The organism is Bizionia gelidisalsuginis (assembly GCF_008086185.1).
GTDB lineage: Bacteria > Bacteroidota > Bacteroidia > Flavobacteriales > Flavobacteriaceae > Bizionia > Bizionia saleffrena.
In genome coordinates this window covers 1-18,945 of the sequence record NZ_VSKN01000011.1, presented here as the reverse complement: position 1 = coordinate 18,945, position 18,945 = coordinate 1, and the positions used below count along the sequence as shown (strand labels likewise).

Genomic DNA, 18,945 nt, shown 5'->3' with positions numbered 1-18,945 from the left:
TTAAATGTAATTTCATAATTAGAGCGTATTCTTATTGTTAAATACTGTTAAAATATGTATAATCCATAGTGCTTATCAATGCGTTGGATGTACTTTAGCTCACAAACTTTTTTATATAATAATAGCTACTAAAAGTAGTTAACTAACAGTACCAAAAATGAAACATTTAAAATGGATTGTTGTTGTAATGCTTGTCGCATTTATTTACAGTTGTAAAAACAATAATAACGAAGCGGGGATTACTGCTAAAACAGAAGTTAAAAAGGATGTTAATGGGTTCGCTTACGAAACCGTTGCTAACGATCCCACAGGTTTGCGGTTATATACTTTAGACAATGGCCTCAAAGTGTATTTAAGCAAAAACACAGACGAGCCTAAAATTCAAACCTATATTGCGGTTCGTGCGGGTTCTAATTACGATCCAAAAGAATCTACTGGTTTAGCGCACTATTTAGAGCATATGGTATTTAAAGGCACGCATAAAATTGGATCCTTAGATTGGGAAAAAGAAAAAGTATATCTCGATTCTATTTCTAGTCTTTACGAGCAACACCGTGTTGAGCAAGATCCAGATAAAAAATTGGCGTTGTATAAACAGATAGACGAAGTATCGCTTGCCGCATCACAGTTTTCTGTGGCTAACGAATACGATAAAATGACGAGCTCTATTGGTGCAACAGGAACCAATGCACATACTTGGTACGAAGAGACAGTATACAAAAATAAAATCCCTGTTAACGAATTAGATAAGTGGTTAGCTTTAGAAGAAGAGCGTTTTAGTACTTTAGTATTACGTTTATTCCACACAGAGTTAGAAGCTGTTTTCGAAGAGTTTAACCGTGGGCAAGATAGTGATGGTAGAAAGGCTGCCACGGCAATGTTAGAAGGGTTATTTCCAAATCATCCTTATGGGCAACAAAGTACAATAGGTACGGCAGAGCATCTTAAAAATCCATCGTTAGTAGATATCAATAATTATTTCGATACGTATTATGTGCCTAATAATATGGCAATGGTTTTAGTGGGGGATATCGATTTCGAAAAAACGATTGAAAAAGTAAATAATACCTTCGGAAAATTAGAAGGTAAGGCAGTTGTTCATCCAAAATTACCAACGGAAGCGCCTATTGAAGAAATCGTAATTAAAGAAGTGTTTGGGCCAACCTCTGAAAGTGTGTCTTTGGCATTTCGTTCTAAAGGTGTAAATACAAAAGAACAACAATTAGTAACGCTTTGCGATATGTTATTAGCAAATGGAAAAGCGGGACTTATCGATTTAAATTTAAAGCAAAAGCAATTAGTGCAAAGTGCCGGTGCTTCAGCGTCATTTTTTAACGACTACGGCTATCATAGATTTTATGGCGCTCCAAAAGATGGGCAGACGCTAGACGATGTGAAAACGTTGCTTTTAGACCAAATTGAATTACTTAAAAAAGGTGCGTTCGAAGACTGGATGTTAACTGCTGTTATTAACGATCTTAAAAAATCGCAATTAGAGGAATACGAAAATAATACCGGTTTAGCTTCTGCTTATTACGAAGCGTTTATTCACCACGAGAAATGGGAAGATAAAGTGTCGTTTTTAGACGATTTAAAAGCGATTACAAAACAAGAAATTGTAGCATTTGCGGCGTCTTTTTACGGCGAAAATTATGTGCTAACGTACAAACGTAAAGGTGTAGACAATTCTATTGTTAAAGTCTCCAATCCTGGGATTACGCAAGTTAACTTAAATAGAGATAAAGCATCGGAGTATATTGTAAATTTCAATGCAACAGAGTCTAAACCTTTAGCGCCTGTTTATATCGATTATAAGTCTGAAATTAAGAAATCAAGTACAGAAAGCGGAATCGAAGTGTCGTATATTAATAATAAGACTAACGATTTATTTAGCCTGAATTTTATATTCGATATGGGTGCTAATAACGATAAAAAGCTAGAATTAGCTATCGGTTATATTGACTATTTGGGAACTGAAAAGTTTTCAGCTGAAGACTTAAAGAAAGAATTTTATAAGTTAGGTATCGATTATTCATTTAGAACAGGATTAGAAAATACATACGTATCGTTAAGTGGTTTAAAAGAAAATTTGCCAGCAGGGTTAGAATTGCTAGAAAGTCTTTGGTCTACTGCAAAAGCAGACCCAGAAGCGTATGTTAAATACGTGGAGTCTATTGCTAAAAGTAGACAAAACAATAAAACGAATAAAGCGGCTATTTTACGAGGTGGATTATTAAATTATGCTAAATATGGCGAGCAATCGGCAGTGCGTAACATTATTCCTATCACAGAAATGGTAGCGATTAATCCGCAGGAATTAGTAGACATTACTAACGATTTAAAAAATTATAAGCAACGCATTTTCTATTACGGAAAGAATGTAGATATTGCTATTAATGCTTTAAATAAGAGCTATAAAACAGCTAAAGAGCTTAAGGCGTACCCAGAAGCGCTTACGTTTACAGAAAATGAAACAGGAGGTAATGTGTATTTCGTAGATTACGATATGGTACAATCAGAAGTGATGTTTTTAGCAAAAAGTAATACGTTCAATGCTGAAGATATTGCCGTAAGTACTTTATTTAATAATTATTTTGGCGCTGGTTTATCTTCCATTGTGTTTCAAGAAATCCGTGAATCGAAAGCCTTAGCGTATTCTGCTTGGGCAAATTATGCAATGGCAAGAGACAACGATAATTCTAATTACTTAATGGCGTATATGGGAACTCAAGCCAACAAAATGCCAGAGGCTGTAAGTGCGATGTTAGCATTATTAAGTGAGATGCCAGAAGTAGAAGATCAATTTAATTCGGCTAAGGATGCTACACTTAAAAAAATAGCGGCAGAGCGTATTACTAAAGCCAATATTTTTTGGAATTACGAACGTTTGCAAAAGCAAGGAATAGATAACGATAATAGAGAAGCGATTTATAACGCTATTGAAAAAATGACTTTATCAGATTTAAAAACGTTTTTCAATACCACTATTAAAGGTGAAGAATACACTGTTATAGTAATCGGAAACAAAAAAGATATCGATTTCCAAACACTTAAAAAATTAGGTGAAGTGAAAGAAGTAGAGGCCGATTATTTATTTAATTACGCCATACCTTCAGAAATAAAAAGCTAATCCCTTTAAAGTCTTAGTATTTTAAAACTAATATAGTTACAGTAAAACCTCACTTTTTCTTATAATTGTGAGGTTTTTTGTATTTATAACCGGTAGTAATTATTATATTTGAATACGAATAAACCATAGAGAAAAATGAAAATTTTAGAAGGAAAAACAGCCATCATAACAGGAGCAAGTCGCGGAATAGGAAAAGGGATTGCTCAGGTTTTTGCTCAACAAGGCGCTAACGTGGCTTTTACATACAGCGCTTCGGTAGAGGCGGCGAACACCTTAGAAAAAGAATTAAACGCTTTAGGTGTTAAAGCAAAAGGATATAAAAGTAACGCTGGAAATTTCGACGAAGCACAAACGCTTGCCGAAGAGGTGGTGAAAGAATTTGGTAGTATCGATATTTTAGTAAACAATGCCGGAATTACAAAGGATAATTTATTAATGCGTATTACCGAAGATGATTTCGATAAAGTGATAGAAGTGAACTTGAAATCGGTTTTTAATATGACGAAAGCGGTGCAGCGCACAATGCTTAAACAACGAAAAGGCTCTATAATTAATATGAGTTCGGTTGTTGGATTAAAAGGTAATGCGGGGCAAACAAACTACGCGGCTTCAAAAGCAGGAATTATAGGTTTTTCTAAGTCTGTAGCTTTAGAGTTAGGATCAAGAAATATTAGAAGTAACGTAATCGCGCCAGGTTTTATTGAAACTGAAATGACGGCGAAATTAGATGAAGAAACGGTAAAAGGATGGCGTAATGCTATTCCTTTAAAACGTGGTGGTACTCCAGAAGATATCGCTAACGTGTGTGTGTTTTTAGCTAGCGATATGTCGGCTTATATCACCGGGCAAACTATAAATGTAGATGGCGGAATGCTAACATAATAGAATTTAAAAATTAATGAGTTATCAAACTCTTTTATATATCATTCTAGCTGGAATTGCAGCTCTTTTATTAGCGCTTTTTCAATACAAATACAAAACAAAAAGCGCTTCTAACAAGACTGCGCTTTTTGTGATTTTAAGGACGATTACTTTGTTTTCTGTGTTTCTGTTGTTAATTAACCCGGAATTCGAACAGTTAACTATTACTACAGAAAAACCTACCTTAGTGGTGGCTGTAGATAATTCGAGCTCTATAAAACACTTGAATCAAGACGATAAAGTAAATCAGTTTTTAATAGCGTTAAAAGAAAACACAGCTATAAATGATCGGTTTACTGTCGATTTATACTCCTTCGGAAGCCTATTACAATCATTAGATACGTTGGGTTTTAGCGAAAATCAAACCAACATCTCTTCAGCGTTTTCCAGTTTACACCAAATTTATAAAAACACGGTCTCACCAACCCTTTTAATTACCGATGGAAACCAGACTTTTGGTAACGATTACGAATTTTCGGCGAAGAAATATAATCAGGAAATTTATCCTATTATTTTAGGAGATACCACGCTGTATGTAGATATTAAATTGCAACAGTTAAATGTGAATAAATATGTGTTTTTAAAAAATAAATTTCCAGTTGAAGCGATAGCGGTATATTCAGGTAACAGCAATTTTTCAACTACATTTCAAGTCACACAGGGTAATGCTGTAGTATTTTCAAAAATTGTGTCGTTTTCAAAAACAAAAACGTCTGAAGTCATTTCTTTTAATTTACCAGCAAACAAGGTTGGAGTGCACGCTTACAAGGCGACATTAGTGCCAATTAACACCGAAAAAAACAAAGTTAATAACGTAAGAGATTTTGCGGTTGAAGTCATCGACCAGAAAACAAATGTAGCTTTAGTGAGTGCGTTGTTACATCCCGATTTAGGCGCATTGAAAAAAAGTATAGAAACAAACGAGCAACGCTCTGTAACCCTCTTTAAACCGAATGAATTACTAGGGAAGCTCGACGATTTTCAGTTGGTTATTGTTTACCAGCCAGACAATAGTTTTAGTCAGTTATTTGCTGAAATGAAAGATGTTAACAAGAATAAATTTGTAATAACAGGCACAAAAACCGATTGGACTTTTTTAAATGCGCAGTCCGAAAATTACAGGCAAGATATTACCTCACAAACCGAAGACTACCAAGCCCATTTAAATACGAGTTATTCTGCGTTTATTGTTGAAGATTTAAATTTCGTATCTTTACCACCTTTAGTGTCATCTTTTGGAGCACCCGAATTTTCTGTACCTCTAGAAACACTATTGTATAAAACCATTGGAAACTTTAAAACAGACGAGCCGCTTTTAGCCACTTTTGAAGTCGGCTCGAAACGTGAAGCCATTTTATTTGGAGAGAACATTTGGAGATGGCGGGCTCAAAACTACCTAAATACCGAAAATTTTAATGAGTTTGATAACTTTTTTGGTAAAATTATTCAGTACTTAAGTTCTAATAAACGAAAGAATAGACTGGAATTAGATTTCGATTCGTTTTATCAAGGAGCGACTAATGTGGTTATAAAAGCACACTATTTTAATAAAAATTACGAGTTTGATAAGACAGAAGCGCTGTCCTTATCGATTGAAAATAAGGACAATACACTAGTTAAAGCAGTGCCTTTCTTGTTAAATAATAATGTATACGAAGCCGATTTGAACGATTTACCCGCCGGCGAATATAGTTTTACAGTGCGAACTAAGTCTGAAAATATTTCAAAAGCAGGCCAATTTAAAATTTTAGAATATAGCGTAGAACAACAGTTTTATAATGCTAATGCATCAAAATTAGAGTACATTGCCAAAAATAGTAACGGACAAAGTTATTATATAGATAATTATAGTGAGATGTTTAATAATCTCTCGGAAAATGAGGCCTTTAAACCGCTTCAGAAAAGTAATAAAAGTACAGTGCCATTAATAGATTGGAAGTATTTATTAGCATTAATAGCGTTAAGTCTTTCAGTAGAATGGTTTTTAAGAAAATATAAAGGATTAATTTAAATAAATAAAAAAGAAGTAAATGGACAAATTACCAAAAGTAGGAATACCAATAATAATAGGAATTGTAATACTTTTAATAGTATTATTTAAATCGACAGTAACGATTGACTCCGGTAAAGCAGGTGTGTTATATCGAACCTTTGATAACGGTGTAGTAACCGACGAGCCACCTTTAGGTGAAGGATTTCATATTGTTGCCCCTTGGAACAGAGTGACTGTTTACGAAGTGCGTCAGCAAGAAATTTTAGAGCAAATGAATGTGTTATCTTCAAACGGGTTAGATATTAGATTAGAAGCTTCAGTTTGGTTTCAGCCTAGATTCGAAGATTTGGCTAAATTACATCAAGAAAAAAGTCAGATGTACAAAGATCGTGTGCTATTACCAGCAATAAGATCGGCAGCTCGTAGCGTTGTAGGACGTTATACACCAGAACAATTATACTCTAGTAAACGTGATGCCATTCAGCAAGAAATTTTTGTAGAAACAAAAAATATAGTGCAAGATCAATATATCCAGTTAAACGAAGTCTTAGTTAGAGATGTAACGTTGCCATCCACTATAAAAGACGCTATTGAGCGTAAATTAAAGCAAGAGCAAGAGTCTTTAGAATATGAATTTAGATTAGTTAAAGCTACTAAAGAAGCACAGAAACAAATTATTGAAGCGCAAGGTAAAGCAGATGCGAATAGAATTTTAAGCGCATCGATAACCGATAAAATCCTTCAAGACAAAGGTATTGAAGCTACGATAAAATTATCAGAATCACCTAATAGTAAGGTGGTTGTAATTGGAGCTGGAGATAGCGGAATGCCAATAATTTTAGGAAACTAAACGTCTTAATAAGCTAATGTTAGAATTTTATCATAAAACATTTGGTTTTACAGAATAAAATTAACGATATTTGCACTCAATAAAACAAGAACAATGACATTTATTCAATTCCATCATCATTTTCATAGTTGCTCTCAAGCGAAGTGAAAGTGTATTGAATAAAACCAAGATATTTTTAAAACCCGTTTGAGTAAATCAAACGGGTTTTTTGTTTCTACTCACTATCGATTTACTCAAATTTAATAAATCTAATTAAAATGAGTAAATTAAAAATTGCAGTTCAAAAATCTGGACGACTCAACGAAGAGTCAATGCAAATTCTAAAAAACATTGGAATATCAATCGATAACGGTAAAGAACAACTTAAAGCATCGGCACGAAATTTTCCGTTAGAAGTGTTTTATCTTAGAAATGGCGACATTCCACAGTATTTAAGAGATGGCGTTGTAGATATCGCTATTATCGGGGAGAATGTTTTAATCGAAAAAGGGGAAGATTTACCTATTGTAGAACGTCTAGGCTTTTCTAAATGTAAGGTCTCTATTGCTGTGCCAAAGTCTTCTAAAGCAAAATGTTTAAGAGATTTAGAAGGTAAACGCATAGCCACCTCTTACCCCAACACGGTCAATCAGTTTTTAGAGAAAAATAAGTTAACGGCCGACTTGCACGTTATTAGTGGATCGGTAGAAATTGCCCCAAATATTGGGTTGGCAGATGCTATCTGCGATATCGTTTCTAGCGGTAGTACTTTATTTAAAAACGGATTAAAGGAGATTGAAGTCTTATTAAAATCTGAAGCTGTGCTAGCTGTATCTCCTAAAATTTCAGAAGAAAATAAAGTCTTATTAGATACCATCCAATTTAGAATGCGTGCGGTTTTAAAAGGTCAAAACTCGAAATATGTACTCTTAAACGCACCAAACGAAAAACTAGCGCAAATTATAAAATTACTACCTGGAATGAAAAGTCCAACCGTATTGCCTTTGGATGATAAAGGTTGGAGTTCTGTACATTCAGTAATTAATGAGAATGAATTATGGGCGGTAATAGATGCGTTAAAAGACTCAGGTGCCCAAGGAATTTTAGTATGTCCAATCGAAAAAATGGTAGTGTAATGAATATAATTGAAAACCCTAAAAGAGACTGTTGGGCTGAGCTTTTAAAGCGTCCAACTCAAACAGTAAATGACATTGAAAAAACTGTCAATGAAATATTCGATGATATTAATAGAAATGGCGATGTAGCCGTTTCAAAATACACACATATATTTGATGGTGTGCAATTAACGCGCTTTACTGCATCAGAAGAAGAGATAAATCAAGCAACTCAAGCGGTTTCGCCAGAATTAAAGAAGGCCATACAGCAAGCTAAATCTAATATTGAAAAATTCCACACAGCTCAAAAGACCACAAAAATAGAAATTGAAACCCAAGAAGGTGTTACGTGTTGGCAAGAAAAAAGAGCGATTCAAAAAATAGGATTGTACATCCCTGGTGGGACGGCTCCTTTATTTTCAACGGTTTTAATGTTGGCCATTCCTGCCCAGATTGCGGGTTGTAAAGATATTGTTTTATGTACGCCACCAAATAAAGAGGGTAAAATAGCTAACGAAATTTTGTATGCGGCGCAGCTATGTGGCGTTTCAAAAGTGATTAAAATTGGTGGAATTCAGGCTATTGCCGGACTAACTTTTGGTACAGAAACCATTCCTAAAGTCTACAAAATCTATGGTCCCGGAAACCAATTCGTAACCGTTGCGAAACAAATAGCTACAAAATACGGTGTTGCAATCGATATGCCTGCTGGTCCCAGTGAGCTATTGGTAATGGCCGATGTTACCGCTAATGCGGAATACGTGGCCTCTGATTTGTTAAGTCAAGCAGAGCACGGGGCCGATAGTCAAGTGCTATTAGTGTCAACTTCAAAACCTTTAATTACTGCTGTCGAAAAGGAGGTTGAAAAACAGTTAAAGGTTTTGCCAAGGCAGGCAATGGCAAAAAAAGCAATAGAAAACTCTAAGTTAATTTTGGTGAAGAATGATGCAGAAGCTTTAGATTTAATAAATGAATACGCCCCCGAGCATTTTATAATTTGTACAGAAAACGAAGCGTTCTATTGTAACGGTATCGTCAATGCAGGCTCCGTTTTTGTTGGTAATTTTACACCTGAAAGTGCTGGCGATTATGCGTCGGGAACCAACCACACTTTACCTACTAATGGATTTAGTAAAGCCTATTCGGGAGTAAATTTAGATAGTTTTATGAAGAGTATGACGTTTCAAAAAATCACTAAAAAAGGGTTGTTAAATATTGGTAAAACAATTGAAATAATGGCAGAAGCTGAAGGCCTACACGCTCACAAAAATGCCGTTTCCATCCGATTAAAAGATTTATAATGAGTATACAACATTTAATAAGAGCAAACATAAAGGCCTTAAAACCGTACTCTTCAGCACGCGACGAGTTTCAGGAAAAAAGCAATGCGATGGTGTTTTTAGATGCTAACGAAAATCCGTTCGAAAATGGCGTTAATCGGTATCCCGATCCGCAACAATTAGAAGTAAAAAATCTATTGTCACAAATAAAGGAGTGTCCGATAGAAAATATAGTTTTAGGTAATGGAAGCGATGAAATCTTAGACCTAATCATTAGAGCGTTTTGTGAGCCCAATCAAGACAATATAATCACCCTGCCGCCAACCTATGGTATGTATGAGGTTTTGGCTAATATAAATGCTGTAGCGGTTAAAAAAGTAGTGTTAACCGAAGACTTTCAACCACGAGTCGACGCTATTTTAGAGGCGGCCACAGCACATAGTAAAATTTTGTTTTTATGTTCACCTAATAATCCTTCTGGAAATAGTTTCTCGGGAGATAGTGTTGACGAATTATTGCGTAAATTTAAGGGTGTTGTAGTGATAGATGAAGCATACATCGATTTTTCAGAGCAACAAAGTTGGTTAAACAAATTAGAGCAATTCCCTAATCTTATTATTACACAAACCTTATCTAAAGCCTATGGTTTAGCGGCGATTAGACTTGGTGTGTGTTACGCTTCTGCAGAAATAACGCGCGTACTTAACAGTATAAAACCACCATATAATGTAAACGCATTAACTCAAGAAAAAGCAAAAGAGAGACTGTTAAACATCGATACTGTTTCTGAAGAAATTGAACGGATTAAAAACAATAGATCCACTCTAATTTCAGCTTTAAAGTCCATTTATTGCGTTGAGAAAATTTATCCGTCAGACTGTAATTTCGTGCTTATAAAAGTTGATAATGCTACAAAACGGTATAGTGAATTAATTAATAAGGGCATTGTGATTAGAAACAGAACAAACGAGTCGTTATGCCATAATTGTTTACGTTTAACCGTTGGGACAGCCAAGGAAAATGCATTATTAATACAAAGCTTAGAAGCTTTAAAATAGAATTTAAAAATGAAAAAAGTATTATTTATAGACCGAGACGGTACACTAATTAAGGAACCGGCCGATGAACAAATTGATGCATTCGATAAACTGGAATTCTATCCCAAAGTGTTTCAATATCTAAGTAAAATAGCGACTGAATTAGATTTTGAAATTGTAATGGTTACCAACCAAGATGGTTTAGGCACTAAAGAGTATCCTGAAAGCACGTTTTGGCCCGTTCAGAATTTTATTCTAAAAACTTTTGAAGCAGAAGGTGTTATCTTTAAAGAACAATTTATAGATAAAACTTTTGCTAAAGATAATGCGCCCACACGCAAACCAAATACAGGGTTATTAACCCAGTATTTCTCTAAAGATTACGATTTAACAAATTCCTTTGTTATTGGAGATCGCTTAACCGATGTAGAATTGGCAAAAAATTTAAATGCTCGGGCTATTTTTATAAATGATAATACTAATTTAGGAACGAGTGAAATTACAGTAAAACAAACCGATTTACAATCTTTTATAGCTCTAGAAACAAACGATTGGAAGGTGATTTACGAGTTTTTAAAGCTTAAAGAACGCTCTGCGCGTAGTATTAGAAATACTAATGAAACTAAAATAGCTATTGAATTAAATTTAGACGGAACAGGCAATAGTGAAATAGACACGGGGATTGCTTTTTTCGACCATATGTTAGATCAAATTGCACGACACGGTCAATTAGATTTAAACATTAAAGTTGTTGGGGATTTAGATGTCGATGAACACCACACCATTGAAGATACGGCAATCGCTTTAGGTGACGTTTTTGCAGAAGCATTAGGTAACAAATTAGGAGTGGAACGCTACGGGTTTTGTTTACCAATGGACGATTGTTTAGCACAAGTAGCGATCGACTTTGGCGGTAGAAATTGGTTAGTTTGGGAAGCCGATTTTAAACGCGAGATGATTGGTAAAATGCCCACAGAAATGTTTGTTCACTTTTTTAAATCCTTTACCGATGGGGCAAAGTGTAACTTAAATATAAAAGCTGAAGGTGCAAACGAACACCACAAAATTGAAGCTATTTTTAAAGCCTTTGCTAAAGCCATAAAAATGGCTGTAAAACGCGATACAGAGAAAATGGTGTTACCCAGCACAAAAGGTGTGCTATAGGTATTTATTAATGAATATTAAAGAACAGATAATGAATGTAGTTATTATAGATTACGGCGCTGGAAATATTAAAAGCTTGCAATTTGCTTTTAAGCGCTTAGGCGTATCGGCAAAACTAACTAGTAATCCAGAAGAGATTAGTGTGGCAGATAAAGTTATCTTTCCTGGTGTCGGAGAAGCGAGTAGCGCTATGGAAATGTTAAAAAACAGTAAATTAGACCTTCTTATCCCTACTTTAAAACAACCCGTTTTAGGCATTTGCTTAGGTATGCAATTATTATGTAACAGCTCAGAAGAGGGGAGTACTAAAGGTTTAGGGATCTTTAACACCGAAGTGAAACAATTTTCTACGGCTGTTAAAGTGCCTCAAATGGGATGGAATACTATTACCAATTTAAAATCGGGGTTGTTTAAAAACATTAAAGAAGACGCGTTTATGTATTTGGTGCATAGTTTTTATGCGGTAACAAACGCGCAAACCATTGCAACAACCCATTACGATTTGGATTACGCTTCAGCCTTACAACATAATAATTTTTATGGGGTACAATTTCATCCGGAGAAAAGCGGTGAAATTGGCGCGCAACTTTTAAGGAACTTTTTGACCTTAGAGTAAGCTATTTTAAAAACATTCAGTAAAAAATAAAGAAAGAGATCGTCATTTTAATAATGACTAGCAGCAAAGAAACTTATGAGAATACTACCAGCAATAGATATAATAGACGGTAAATGTGTACGCTTAACGAAAGGCGATTACAGCACAAAAAAAATATATAACGAAAACCCTTTGGAGGTTGCCAAACAGTTTGAAGATTCAGGGATTACTTACCTACATTTAGTGGATTTAGATGGGGCTAAAGCAAAGCATATTGTGAATTACAAAGTGTTAGAAAATATTGCCACAAAAACAAATTTGAAAATAGATTTTGGCGGCGGATTAAAATCTAGTGACGATTTAATAACGGCTTTTAATTCTGGAGCAAAGCAAATAACGGGAGGAAGTATCGCGGTGCATGATACCGAAATTTTCGAAAGTTGGGTGGCTAAGTACGGTTCTCAGAAAATTATTTTGGGAGCCGATTGTAAAAACGAAAATATTGCCATTAGTGGTTGGTTAGAAGAAAGCAGTTTAAAAGTGGTACCTTTTATAAAAGAATACCAGAAAAAAGGAATTCAATACGTTATTTGTACCGATATCGCGAAAGATGGAATGCTAGAAGGGCCGTCGTTCGATTTATATAAAAAAATTATTTCAGAATGTTCTAACGGTAACAGTACAGATCAATCTATAAAATTAATAGCTTCTGGTGGTATTTCAAGTATCGATGAGTTGCCAAAACTAAAAGCGCTAGGCTGTGAAGCTGTAATTATAGGAAAAGCCATTTACGAAAACCGAATCAGTTTAAAAGAACTAGAACGTTTTGTTTAACTAATTTAAAGAATATTATAGAATCCAAATCACATATTATGTTAACAAAACGCATTATTCCGTGTCTCGATATAAAGAACGGACGCACCGTAAAAGGAATTAATTTTAAGCAATTACGAGATGCCGGCGATCCTGTAGAATTAGCAAAACGCTATGCCGATATGGGGGCAGATGAACTTGTATTTTTAGACATCTCTGCTACTTTAGAAGAACGAAACACCACTTTAGAGATGGTTTTAAAGGTCGCAGAGCACATTAATATTCCGTTTACTGTTGGTGGTGGTATTTCTTCAATAGAGGATGTTGATAGGCTTTTAAAATCGGGAGCAGATAAAGTGTCTGTAAATTCTTCAGCCATTAAAAATCCCGAGCTTATTAATGCGTTATCTAAGAAATTTGGTAAACAATGTATTACGGTGGCTATCGACGCGAAAGAAATCGATGGGGAGTGGATTGTGCATTTAGCCGGCGGAAGCATACCAACAAAATTAAATATGTTCGATTGGGCAAAAGAAGTTGAAAGTAGGGGGGCAGGAGAAATTTTGTTTACTTCTATGAACAATGACGGTACAAAATCTGGTTTTGCAAATTCAGCGTTAGCGAAATTATCTCAGAGTCTGAATATTCCTATTATTGCTTCAGGCGGCGCAGGAACTATACAACATTTTGTAGCGGCTTTTACTTTAGGACAAGCAGATGCCGCTTTGGCTGCCAGTGTTTTTCATTTTAATGAAATCACTATCCCAGATTTAAAAAGAGAACTTCAAAATAAGGGTATTCCTATGCGTCTATAAGCAAATTATAATATAAAAAAGGCTACAACATAAAAAAATAAAAGAATGAATATAGATTTTAATAAAAATAATGATGGATTAGTGCCTGCAATAATCCAAGATAGCAATACCAAGAATGTATTGATGTTGGGGTATATGAATGAAGACGCTTTTAACACCACTGAAAAAACTAAAAAAGTAACATTTTATAGTAGAACAAAGCAGAGGCTTTGGATGAAAGGTGAAGAAAGTGGAAATGTATTACACGTAGTCGACATACAACTAGATTGCGATAACGATACCTTATTAATTCTCGTTAAACCCGAAGGACCGACGTGCCATAAAGGATCTGATACGTGTTGGAACACCAAAAACGAGGTACATTATGGGTTTATTTCTAATTTAGAAAAAACTATTGAAGCTCGAATTAAAGTTGGTAATACTGAAAAATCGTATGTCGCATCACTTTTTGAAAAAGGAATTAATAAAGTGGCACAAAAAGTAGGAGAGGAAGCCATTGAAGTGGTTATTGAAGCTAAAGATAATAACGATGTGCTATTTTTAAGTGAAAGTGCAGATCTACTGTTTCATTACTTATTATTATTGCAAGCAAAAGGCTTTAAAATTGACGATGTGGTAACTGTTTTAAAGGAGAGAGAGAAGTAGGAAACAAAATAACTTCGTGCGAAGTGAGACTTATTATTTTAAAAGTCTTGGTTTATCCTTAGTATATTTAAGTTAAATCAAGACTTGATATTTTTAATTTAAATCCGCTATAAAATCCAACCCTTACTTTCCGCTTTTTTAGCCAAGTAAAAAATCACGAAACCAAAAACTAAAACCATCATTGGCATAATAATCGCCCCTGGTCCGTAAACTTCTAAAGCGTTACTTATAAACAAATTATAGGTGAGTTGGATAGTAATCCCTATTAAAGATATTAGTAAAAGGGGTTTCGCCCATTTTGTTCTTAATAAAAGCGCCACACTTCCTAAAAAACCAAAAAAGACAGCGGTAGCAAATGCAGCCATTACCCAATCTGGAGTGTTTATAACCATTGTTAGGGTTTCTAGATCGGGGTACAGCGCTTTAAAAGCTTCGGTTTGGTAAGCGTGTTGTAAATATTTGTAAATGCCTAAAGCATTCCAAAGCAAGGCAAAGGCAGCAATAATCCAATACCAAATGGGTAGTTTTTGTTTAATGATTTTAGACATATATTAATGTTTTATTTAGTTTATAAAATACAAGGTATTAAAATTTTGCGAAATGTAATTTTATAAACTACTTTCGGCCAAAATTATATAATTTTGAAGAAGTTTTTCTACGTTATTACTTTACAATATTTAGGATATAGATTTCACGGATGGCAAAAGCAGCCTAACCTGAAAACGGTTCATTTAATGGTGGACAGAACACTGAATTTTATTTTAGAAGGAAAACGTTTTAAAAGTTTAAGCTCCGGCAGAACGGATGCTATGGTTTCGGCAGAAAATGCTGCATTCGAATTATTTCTATACGAGCCCATAGAAGATTTAACCACGTTTTTAACGTTATTTAATCATAACTTACCACAAGATATTCGAGCAACGGGCATTCGTGAAGTCGACGCTAAGTTTAATATTATTCAGCATTCAAAACTTAAAGAATACAATTATGTTTTCGCTTATGGAGATAAGTTTCACCCCTTTTGTGCGCCTATATTAACAACTATTTTAGACGATTTAGATATCGAGATAATGAAAGAAGGCGCCAAACTCTTTGAGGGAGAACACTATTTTAAAAGCTATAGTTACCGGCCAACCGATCACGGTATTTATACCCGAACCCTCTTGTTGTGTGAACTTGTTGAAAACACAAAATACACTGCCAATTTCTTTCCAGAAACCACGTATATGTTAAGAGTAAAGGGGAAAGGTTTTATGAGAAACCAAATACGATTAATGATGGGGGCTTTATTCGATTTGGGTAAAGGTAAATTGAGTTTAGACGATATTAAGAACTCACTAACCGTAGAAAATACTGCCAAAATGGAGTATATCGCACCAGCTTCAGGATTAATTCTAAGCAAAATAGATTTTGAGTAATATGATTTAAAACTGTTAAAATTATTTGTAATTATATTTTATTTTAACATAATTTACGTTAAGAGATTGACAGTAAGGTTAAAATATGTTAAAATAATTGACTTCGCCTAATACTCTGTTTATATTGAATGGAAACCAAAAAAGACTATTCAATTATGAGCTATTTAAATATACAAGACGAAAAATTATTACCTGTAGTAATGGATCTCAATACGTTGTTGGCAGATTACCATATTTACTACCAAAAACTAAGAACGTTTCACTGGAATGTTTTAGGGAAAAACTTCTTCGATTTACATATTCAGTTCGAAGAAATGTATAACGATGCTAAAGTTAAGATAGACGAAGTTGCAGAACGCATATTAACACTAAGACATCACCCTGTTAGTAAATTTAGTGACTACTTAAAAATATCATCATTAGAAGAAGGAAATGCTTTAGTGTCAGACCAAGATATGGTTACTGAGTTAATAGGCGATCATAAAAAAATCTTAGCGCAAATGTCTGAAATTATCGAGAAAGCTAACAGTGCGGGCGACGAGGGAACTATCGACTTAATTGGAGCTTACATTCGTGAGTTAGAAAAATCGAGTTGGATGTTAAATGCTTGGTCTAAAAAAGCAAAAGAACATTTAAACGTAAATGAATTAAAAACGGTAAAAAGGTAACTCACCGTTTTATAATGTCATTACAAAAATGTTCTAACCACCTATTGATTAACCCATAACTAACGACTAAAAATGCAAGATCAAATTAACAAATCATTTAATTTATTATCAGAGAAACTTTTAAGTTGGTTTAATGCTTTTGTAAAAAATCTGCCTAATTTACTAATAGCAATTATAGTATTAGTCGCTTTTTATTATATCGCCAAATATGCTTCAAAATTAGTAAAACGATTAATTTCTAAACGCATAAACCAAGATTCGCTAGTCAATATCATTTCTAAAATGACCACTATTGTTGTTGTTGCTATAGGGTTATTTCTAGCGTTAGGAGTGCTCAATTTGAGCAAAACGTTAGAAACGTTAATTGGAGCGGCAGGGGTTTCCGGATTGGTTATCGGTTTGGCATTACAAGGTACACTAAGTAATACATTTGCTGGTATTGTACTTAGTTTTAGAAAATCTATAGAATTAGGACATTGGGTAGAAACCAATGGATTCTCTGGAGAAGTTGTAGAAATTAGCCTTAAAAATTTTGTTGTTAGAGAGGCTGATAATAATATGGTAATGATACCGAATAAGAATATTCTAGAAAATCCAGTAAAAAACTATTCTTTAACGCCAAAAATAAGAGTCTCTTTTAATTGCGGTGTGGGTTACGAGTCTAACCTTGAATTTGTTGAAGAGTTAACAAAAAAAACCATAGTCAATGCTTTTAAAGGCATTGAAAAAGAGGAGGATGTAGAATTTTATTACCAAGAGTTTGGGGGGAGTTCTATTAATTTTTTATGCCGATTTTGGATTGAGGGTGATAAAGCCATTTATAAACTTAGAGCCATCAATACGGCCATTATCGCATTAAAAAAAGCATTCGATAAAAACGATATTAATATACCGTTCCCTATAAGAACATTACAATTTGATAACGAATTAACATTAGACAAAAATAACGTTGAGAAACAACCAAAAGAAGAAAAGCAATAGAATTTAATATTAACCTTAAAACCAGAAATTATGTTACGTTGAACCATCACATTCATTATTATTGCATTAATCGCTGGGGTTTTAGGCTTTGGAGGCATTGCCGGAGGAGCAGCTGGAATAGCTAAAATATGTTTCTTCATATTTATAGTGCTTTTTATACTGTCACTTATAAATGGCGGGTTAAAAAAGTAATAATAACAATAAAATGTAGTCAATAATAAAATTATAATAAGAAGCGAAAATTAGTTGAAAATTGATTATATTTATTTAAACTAAAAACTAATATTAACTTTAAAAACCACAAAAATGAAAAAATTAGCCTATACATTTATTGTATTATTTACAATGGCAACTGTTTTTACAGGATGTAGAGAAGAAAAATCTGCAGGAGACGCTATTGAAGATGTTGCAGATGATATTGAAGATGCAGTAGATTAATGTGCTGTACACCATTAAAATAATTAGTTATAATAACTAATTAGCTTAGAGTCTCGGGTATTCCGAGGCTTTTTCTATTTTTAAAAACTAAAAAAAGTCACAAAAATGAATGCAAAGCCTATATTTAAATTCTTAAACGCATTAGAAAAAAATAATAATAGAGAATGGTTTGCCGACAATAAACAAGAATTTAGAAATATTGAAACCGAAATAAAAATAGTCTATAATTCAATTTTAGAAGTCCTGAATACACACGACAATGTAGATAAAGTGAAGATTTTTAGGATTTATCGCGATGTGCGTTTTTCTAAAAACAAACTACCTTATAAAATACATTTTGGAGGGTCTTTTCATAGGGTGAAACCAGAACTAAGAGGTGGGTATTATTTGCAAATCCAACCTAATAATAAAAGTTTTATGGCTGCAGGCTTTTGGAATCCAGAGCCAACCGATTTATTAAGAATCCGCAAAGAATTTGAAACTGATGCGAGTGAAATGCGTGAGGTTTTAGAAGGAGCAGTCTTAAAAAACACTTGGGGAACACTTACTGGGGATGAAGTAAAAACAGCACCCAAAGGATTTAGCCGCGATCATAAAAACATAGATTTAATAAGAAAGAAGCAATTTATATTTACTAAAAACTTTACTGATGCCGAAGTTTTAGATCCTAACTTCACCGACCTTGTAAGTGATTCATTTAAAGCTATTCGTCCATATTTTAATTATATGAGTAACGTATTGACTACCGATTTAAATGGAGTTTCTACCATTTAATTAGATTTTAGCATATTTCGTAAAGCGTAGCAGTAACAACATAAAAACTAATTTAAAATTACTAAATAACGTTATTGCTGAGTTCAACCCATAAGTGCAACACACTTATTATTTAGGACTTCAATAGGGTTATTATAATTAAACTTTCTAATTGGTCTGTAATTTAGCAATTTTTCTACTTCTTTTATTCTCTTGACTGAGGCTTCTCTAAGGTCTGTTTTCTTTGGAAAAAACCTCCTTATAACACCTATTCTATTTTCGACAGTTCCTTTATCCTGAGAGGTATATGGTCGTGTAAAATATGTTTTCGCATTGACATCTTTTGCTAT

Annotated in this window: 19 protein-coding genes and 1 pseudogene; 18 read left to right on the top strand and 2 right to left on the bottom strand. The window is 34.0% G+C overall.

The window, feature by feature from the left end; all coding sequences use genetic code 11:
- Positions 1–157 precede the first annotated feature (157 nt).
- From ES677_RS09345 to hisIE, 12 genes are all read left to right on the top strand, one after another.
- A complete protein-coding gene (locus ES677_RS09345) occupies positions 158–3,130 on the top strand; it encodes a M16 family metallopeptidase (protein ID WP_148381100.1) in 2,973 nt (990 codons plus the stop codon).
- A 135-nt stretch (positions 3,131–3,265) separates the two neighbouring features.
- Positions 3,266–4,012, top strand: coding sequence for a 3-oxoacyl-[acyl-carrier-protein] reductase (gene fabG, locus ES677_RS09340; RefSeq protein WP_148381099.1), 747 nt, complete (start codon positions 3,266–3,268; stop codon positions 4,010–4,012).
- Positions 4,013–4,028: 16 nt separating this feature from the next.
- The gene (locus ES677_RS09335) at positions 4,029–6,062 is read left to right on the top strand and encodes a vWA domain-containing protein (protein ID WP_148381098.1); all 2,034 of its coding nucleotides are present in this window, start codon (positions 4,029–4,031) and stop codon (positions 6,060–6,062) included.
- A gap of 19 nt (positions 6,063–6,081) precedes the next feature.
- A complete protein-coding gene (locus tag ES677_RS09330) occupies positions 6,082–6,894 on the top strand; it encodes a prohibitin family protein (protein WP_148369030.1) in 813 nt (270 codons plus the stop codon).
- Between the two features lie 257 nt (positions 6,895–7,151).
- Complete coding sequence (hisG, locus tag ES677_RS09325; protein WP_148381097.1) at positions 7,152–8,009, top strand: ATP phosphoribosyltransferase; 858 nt, start codon at positions 7,152–7,154, stop codon at positions 8,007–8,009.
- Positions 8,009–9,289 carry a histidinol dehydrogenase gene (gene hisD / locus ES677_RS09320; protein ID WP_148381096.1) on the top strand — a complete coding sequence of 427 codons (1,281 nt, stop codon included), beginning with the start codon at positions 8,009–8,011 and terminating at the stop codon, positions 9,287–9,289. The genes hisG and hisD overlap by 1 nt, the downstream gene beginning before the upstream one ends.
- Positions 9,289–10,326: a histidinol-phosphate transaminase gene (gene hisC, locus ES677_RS09315; RefSeq protein WP_148381095.1), complete on the top strand. Its 1,038-nt coding sequence runs from the start codon at positions 9,289–9,291 to the stop codon at positions 10,324–10,326. The genes hisD and hisC overlap by 1 nt, the downstream gene beginning before the upstream one ends.
- Before the next feature lie 9 nt (positions 10,327–10,335).
- Positions 10,336–11,469, top strand: coding sequence for a bifunctional histidinol-phosphatase/imidazoleglycerol-phosphate dehydratase HisB (hisB, locus tag ES677_RS09310; protein ID WP_148381094.1), 1,134 nt, complete (start codon positions 10,336–10,338; stop codon positions 11,467–11,469).
- Positions 11,470–11,500: 31 nt separating this feature from the next.
- Positions 11,501–12,085 carry an imidazole glycerol phosphate synthase subunit HisH gene (hisH, locus tag ES677_RS09305; RefSeq protein ID WP_148381140.1) on the top strand — a complete coding sequence of 195 codons (585 nt, stop codon included), beginning with the start codon at positions 11,501–11,503 and terminating at the stop codon, positions 12,083–12,085.
- 75 nt (positions 12,086–12,160) lie between these two features.
- Positions 12,161–12,898 (top strand): 1-(5-phosphoribosyl)-5-[(5-phosphoribosylamino)methylideneamino]imidazole-4-carboxamide isomerase, encoded by a 738-nt coding sequence (gene hisA / locus ES677_RS09300; protein ID WP_148369020.1) that lies wholly within the window; start codon positions 12,161–12,163, stop codon positions 12,896–12,898.
- A gap of 38 nt (positions 12,899–12,936) precedes the next feature.
- Positions 12,937–13,692: an imidazole glycerol phosphate synthase subunit HisF gene (gene hisF, locus ES677_RS09295; RefSeq protein WP_148381093.1), complete on the top strand. Its 756-nt coding sequence runs from the start codon at positions 12,937–12,939 to the stop codon at positions 13,690–13,692.
- A 45-nt stretch (positions 13,693–13,737) separates the two neighbouring features.
- Positions 13,738–14,337 (top strand): bifunctional phosphoribosyl-AMP cyclohydrolase/phosphoribosyl-ATP diphosphatase HisIE, encoded by a 600-nt coding sequence (gene hisIE / locus ES677_RS09290; protein ID WP_148369017.1) that lies wholly within the window; start codon positions 13,738–13,740, stop codon positions 14,335–14,337.
- 107 nt (positions 14,338–14,444) lie between these two features.
- On the opposite strand, the gene ES677_RS09285 is transcribed toward hisIE, so the two are convergent.
- Positions 14,445–14,885, bottom strand: a complete 441-nt coding sequence (locus ES677_RS09285; RefSeq protein ID WP_148381092.1) for a hypothetical protein — start codon at positions 14,883–14,885, stop codon at positions 14,445–14,447.
- Between the two features lie 87 nt (positions 14,886–14,972).
- On the opposite strand from ES677_RS09285, the gene ES677_RS09280 reads away from it, so the two are divergent.
- From ES677_RS09280 to ES677_RS09260, 6 genes are all read left to right on the top strand, one after another.
- Positions 14,973–15,755 (top strand): tRNA pseudouridine synthase A, encoded by a 783-nt coding sequence (locus ES677_RS09280; RefSeq protein WP_148369014.1) that lies wholly within the window; start codon positions 14,973–14,975, stop codon positions 15,753–15,755.
- A gap of 155 nt (positions 15,756–15,910) precedes the next feature.
- A complete protein-coding gene (locus tag ES677_RS09275; protein WP_148369196.1) occupies positions 15,911–16,423 on the top strand; it encodes a Dps family protein in 513 nt (170 codons plus the stop codon).
- Positions 16,424–16,495: 72 nt separating this feature from the next.
- Positions 16,496–17,404, top strand: coding sequence for a mechanosensitive ion channel family protein (locus tag ES677_RS09270; protein WP_148369012.1), 909 nt, complete (start codon positions 16,496–16,498; stop codon positions 17,402–17,404).
- Positions 17,405–17,449: 45 nt separating this feature from the next.
- Positions 17,450–17,596: a DUF1328 domain-containing protein gene (locus ES677_RS09265; RefSeq protein WP_246124457.1), complete on the top strand. Its 147-nt coding sequence runs from the start codon at positions 17,450–17,452 to the stop codon at positions 17,594–17,596.
- 114 nt (positions 17,597–17,710) lie between these two features.
- Positions 17,711–17,842, top strand: a complete 132-nt coding sequence (locus ES677_RS15795) for a hypothetical protein (protein ID WP_262484282.1) — start codon at positions 17,711–17,713, stop codon at positions 17,840–17,842.
- A gap of 105 nt (positions 17,843–17,947) precedes the next feature.
- Positions 17,948–18,616, top strand: a complete 669-nt coding sequence (locus ES677_RS09260; RefSeq protein WP_148369010.1) for a DUF2461 domain-containing protein — start codon at positions 17,948–17,950, stop codon at positions 18,614–18,616.
- A gap of 83 nt (positions 18,617–18,699) precedes the next feature.
- Here ES677_RS09260 and ES677_RS15295 read toward each other — a convergent pair.
- Positions 18,700–18,945 (bottom strand): annotated as a pseudogene (locus tag ES677_RS15295) (IS30 family transposase); the annotation flags it as partial.

Excerpts from the sequence above, each read along its gene's own strand:
- hisC (WP_148381095.1), top strand. The coding sequence starts at position 9,289 with ATGAGTATACAACATTTAATAAGAGCAAACATAAAGGCCTTAAAACCG.
- fabG (WP_148381099.1), top strand. The coding sequence starts at position 3,266 with ATGAAAATTTTAGAAGGAAAAACAGCCATCATAACAGGAGCAAGTCGC.
- hisG (WP_148381097.1), top strand. The coding sequence starts at position 7,152 with ATGAGTAAATTAAAAATTGCAGTTCAAAAATCTGGACGACTCAACGAA.
- hisIE (WP_148369017.1), top strand. The coding sequence starts at position 13,738 with ATGAATATAGATTTTAATAAAAATAATGATGGATTAGTGCCTGCAATA.
- ES677_RS15795 (WP_262484282.1), top strand. The coding sequence starts at position 17,711 with ATGAAAAAATTAGCCTATACATTTATTGTATTATTTACAATGGCAACT.
- ES677_RS09260 (WP_148369010.1), top strand. The coding sequence starts at position 17,948 with ATGAATGCAAAGCCTATATTTAAATTCTTAAACGCATTAGAAAAAAAT.
- hisB (WP_148381094.1), top strand. The coding sequence starts at position 10,336 with ATGAAAAAAGTATTATTTATAGACCGAGACGGTACACTAATTAAGGAA.
- hisD (WP_148381096.1), top strand. The coding sequence starts at position 8,009 with ATGAATATAATTGAAAACCCTAAAAGAGACTGTTGGGCTGAGCTTTTA.
- hisA (WP_148369020.1), top strand. The coding sequence starts at position 12,161 with ATGAGAATACTACCAGCAATAGATATAATAGACGGTAAATGTGTACGC.
- ES677_RS09285 (WP_148381092.1), bottom strand. The coding sequence starts at position 14,885 with ATGTCTAAAATCATTAAACAAAAACTACCCATTTGGTATTGGATTATT.
- ES677_RS09345 (WP_148381100.1), top strand. The coding sequence starts at position 158 with ATGAAACATTTAAAATGGATTGTTGTTGTAATGCTTGTCGCATTTATT.
- hisF (WP_148381093.1), top strand. The coding sequence starts at position 12,937 with ATGTTAACAAAACGCATTATTCCGTGTCTCGATATAAAGAACGGACGC.
- ES677_RS09275 (WP_148369196.1), top strand. The coding sequence starts at position 15,911 with ATGAGCTATTTAAATATACAAGACGAAAAATTATTACCTGTAGTAATG.
- ES677_RS09335 (WP_148381098.1), top strand. The coding sequence starts at position 4,029 with ATGAGTTATCAAACTCTTTTATATATCATTCTAGCTGGAATTGCAGCT.
- ES677_RS09330 (WP_148369030.1), top strand. The coding sequence starts at position 6,082 with ATGGACAAATTACCAAAAGTAGGAATACCAATAATAATAGGAATTGTA.
- hisH (WP_148381140.1), top strand. The coding sequence starts at position 11,501 with ATGAATGTAGTTATTATAGATTACGGCGCTGGAAATATTAAAAGCTTG.
- ES677_RS09270 (WP_148369012.1), top strand. The coding sequence starts at position 16,496 with ATGCAAGATCAAATTAACAAATCATTTAATTTATTATCAGAGAAACTT.